Source organism: uncultured Fibrobacter sp., assembly GCF_937877005.1.
Classification (GTDB): Bacteria; Fibrobacterota; Fibrobacteria; order Fibrobacterales; family Fibrobacteraceae; genus Fibrobacter.
In genome coordinates, this window is sequence record NZ_CALEFV010000036.1 from 1 (window position 1) to 4,088 (window position 4,088).

At 50.8% G+C, this 4,088-nt stretch carries 2 protein-coding genes; both read left to right on the top strand.

From position 1 onward, the window contains the following. Positions 1-152: 152 nt before the first annotated feature. Positions 153-2,051 carry a hypothetical protein gene (locus tag Q0628_RS01975; protein WP_298767897.1) on the top strand — a complete coding sequence of 633 codons (1,899 nt, stop codon included), beginning with the start codon at positions 153-155 and terminating at the stop codon, positions 2,049-2,051. 134 nt (positions 2,052-2,185) lie between these two features. Then, complete coding sequence (locus Q0628_RS01980; protein WP_298767898.1) at positions 2,186-3,805, top strand: acyl-CoA carboxylase subunit beta; 1,620 nt, start codon at positions 2,186-2,188, stop codon at positions 3,803-3,805. Positions 3,806-4,088: the final 283 nt, after the last annotated feature.

Here is a 4,088-nt window from a genome sequence, read left to right on the forward strand (position 1 = left end):
TCCGTAGTTTTCGAAGAAAACTGCGGAGTCGCTGCCGCAGGCTCCCGAACAACTGAGCTTTCCCCGGAGAAACATTCTTCCGTCAAAGAAAGCACGCCGGGAGCTTTTTTGTTTATATTCATGGATGTCAAGTGTAAACAGGAGGAATTCAAATGCGCGGGGATATGCTTTTGATGAAGGCTTTGCCTTTTGCCGTTCTTTCAGCATCGCTTGCCATGGTGGCTTGCGATTCCAGTTCTGATACTAATGAATCTAATGACAACAACCCTGCAATACCTGTGGATGATCCCGCAAGTAGTGATTCGCGAAATACAGCAAGCTATGATACGTTAGATTCGCGTTATGCCATAAAGTATAATGTCGAAACCGTTGAAGATTTGCTCAATTGTACTGAAAGTCGCGATGGAAATATGGCTGTCGTGCTTAGTGAAGACGCCATATACCAGTGTAGTGCAGGACGTTGGGCTAAAGTTACCGTGGTGCCGGAAAAGAATTCATCTTCAAGTATAACGCCTTCGGGAACCCTGTCTTCAAGTTCTTGCAATGAAACTTCCTTGATATCGAGTTCTAGCGGTAAAACTCCTTTAACGTCAAGTTCATCTTCGGAGTCGGGCAATGAAACTGCTGTGTCGGCCCATTGCTTTGAACCTTGGCATGGCAATGAGATGGTTTACCAAATTCTAACCGGCTATGACAATGGTTCTGAAACGTCGGGCTATTGGTACAGCTATGCCGATGATGCTGATGGTGGAGCGTCAAAGATTATTTGGCCTGTTCCGGCAACCGAATCGCCCGATGTATTAGATGCGATTATCGACTTTTGTGGTGGTGTTTGCGGAACCTTCGAACTTGCCAAGGGTTCTTTAACATACGACCCTTATGCTGGGGTGGGATTTAATATTGCAGGAGTAGATGAGAATGGCTATCCTACAACGGTAGATGCTTCGGCAATGGGCGGTATCAGGGTGACTTACACCTCGGATATCACTATGGCTCTGGAACTTGGCTTGGGTGAAAAAATGGAACGCAATATAGGTTACGATGTTCCGTTTGTCACTCTTGCGAAATCCTTTGTGGCTACGGTGAAAGAATTTAAATGGTCCCAGTTTAAACAGGCTGGTTGGGGGACTGCGAAGATTACGGGTGAAGAGGCTGCAAAAATCCTCGCTTCCATCCGCTTTAAAATGCAAGGCAAAGACGGCAAACAAGGCAAGTTCAATATTATGAGTATCGACGCTTACAATCCAGGGGATTGTGCTGCATTTGTGCCTCCCGTCTATTCGTCTAGTTCTAAAAACATGAGCTCTAGTAGCAGTAAGCCTTCTTCAAGTTCCAGCATTGTTCGTTCTAGCAGTAGTGGCGAAAACGCTGTTGGCATCAAGCCGGTAGACTCTTTTGAAACCTGGAGCGGAGCCGACGGCATGGAACGAATCAGCACGGGCTTTTTTGCGGAAAAGGAAGATGGAGGCTACTGGTATGAGTACAACGATTCCGAAGATGGCGGCAAGTCATCCATTATATGGCCAGAGCCTTTGGGCAATGAATACGATGCGAAGTCCTTTCTGCCTGTAATTGATATTTACGGGGGCGTTTATGGAACCTATCAGTTGAATGCGGGAGACCTGCCGTATAATCCGTACGTGGGTGTAGGATTTGACTTGGCCGGTCACGACGCAAACGGGAACCTTGTTCTTGCTGATGCCTCTAGTATGGAGGGAATATGCGTTGGGTATTATTCGGATGCTCCTATTACAGTTGAAATGGGCTTTGGCGAAACAAAAGACCGGGAACTTGAATATGATGTCCCGCTTGCAAGGCTTCCGAAGAGTACTGCCGGAACTTATAAAGAATTCAAGTGGTCTGATTTTAAACAGGCCGGCTGGGGAAGAGGCGAGAAAGTTTCGGGTGAACAGGCTGCCAAGACGCTCGGCTCGCTCAAGTTCAAAATTCAGGAAAAGGACGGCTCTACGGGAAATTTCAATATCATGGCGGTTGGCCCCTATCGTAATGGCAACTGTAGCGTGTTGTCAATGGTGCCGGTGCTTCCCTAGCGGTAGGGAAACTTCCTACAAACAACTTCCATCTTACTTATTTAAACAAAATTATACAAAAGCCGTTGACTAGCTCAACGGCTTTTTCTAATTTTGGCTACGAAAATCTTACAAGTACAGGAGTTCTTTACAAAATGTGGAACGAAAAGTATATCGCTAAGCTGGATAGCTACCTGGCCCAGGCCCAGGCGGCAGGTGGGGCTGCCCGTGTCGATAAGCAACATCAGTCCGGAAAGTGCACCGCTCGCGAACGCATGGAAATGCTGTTCGACGAAGGTACTTTTGTTGAAGTCGGTGCACTCCGCAAGTCGAGCAACCGCGTGCTCAAGGAAAGCAAGGTCGTCCTGGGTGACGGTGTCGTGACCGGTTACGGCAAGGTGAATGGCCGTCTGGTGTTCGCCTCTTCTCAGGATTTTACGGTGGGTGGCGGCTCCTTGGGCCAGTGCCATGCCGAAAAGATTTGCCGCGTGATGGATATGGCTGTCGAAGCTGGTGCTCCGTTTGTCGCCATGAACGATAGCGGTGGAGCCCGTATCGACGAAGGCGTGTTCTCGCTCGCCGGTTATAGCGCCATTATGGCCCGCAACGTTTGGGCTTCTGGCGTGATTCCGCAGATTGCCGTGATTATGGGCCCCTGCGCTGGTGGCGCCTGCTATTCTCCGGCTCTCAGCGACTTCATTTTCATGACGCAGAACACGAGCCAGATGTTCCTCACGGGCCCGGCTGTGGTGAAGCAGGTGATGGGCGAAAACATCACCGCCGCAGACCTCGGTGGTGCTCCGGTGCATACTTCCAAGTCCGGTGTGGCACACTTCATGTACGAAGACGACAAGAAGTGCCTTGAAGGTGTCCGCAAGCTGCTCAGCTACTTGCCGCAGAGCAACCGCAAGGAAGCTGCCGAATGCAACTGCAAGATTGCCGAAGCCGCCAAGAATGACGAAGGCTTCTTCAAGAAGCTGTTCTCCAAGTCCGAATCGAACGAAGTGGCAGCTTCCTTCGACAACAGCGCCTCTATCCAGGACATCGTTCCGGATAACTACAAGCAGGCTTACGACGTGAAGTCCGTGATTGCCGCCTTTGCCGATGCGGACAGCTTCTTTGAAGTGCAGAGCGACTGGGGCAAGAACGTGGTGATCGGCTTTGCCCGCCTGAACGGCGAAGCGATCGGTATCGTGGCTAACCAGCCGAAGGTGCTCGCCGGTTCCTTGGACGTGGACGGTTCCGACAAGGCTGGCCGCTTTGTGCGCTTCTGCGACGCGTTCAACATTCCGCTTTTGGCCCTCGCCGACGTTCCGGGTTACATGCCGGGATCTAAGCAGGAATACTCGGGCATTATTCGCCACGGTGCAAAACTCCTTTACGCATTCGCCGAAGCGACCGTGCCGAAGGTGACGCTCATTCTGCGCAAGGCTTTCGGTGGCGCCTACATTGCCATGAACAGCAAGGACGTGGGTGCCGACTACGTGTTCGCCCTCCCGATTGCACAGGTGGCCGTGATGGGTGCCGAAGGTGCCGTGGAAATCATCAACAAGAAGGAAATCGCTGCGGCTCCGGATCCGGCTGCTGCTCGCGCCCAGTGCATCGCCAAGTACGAAGAAGAACTGATGAACCCCTACGTTGCCGCCTCCATGGGCGTGGTCGACGAAGTGATTCACCCGGCCGATGTTCGCAAGCGCCTGATTGCCGCCTTTGACGCCTTGAAGACCAAGGAACAGAAGCGTCACTGGAAGAAGCACGCGAACATACCGCTTTAACGACAAATTAACTTTTGTGAAAACGGCTCGCTCTGCGGGCCGTTTTTTGCTTATGCAGCAATAGAAAATCCGTTCATACTATTGAAAAAAAGCTAAATTCGCACAAACTGCGGGATTATCCCCATAATCTAGGTGGTTTTGCCGGTGGCAAATTCAGTATTTTATGGAGTAGCCTGTATAAGGAAACTGTGTTTTTTGAAGGTCTGAAACGTTTGTGGCCTGTGGCTACTGTCGCCCTTGCTGTAGGAATCGCCTGGTCTCAGAGCGACTCTGTTTCGGTTGT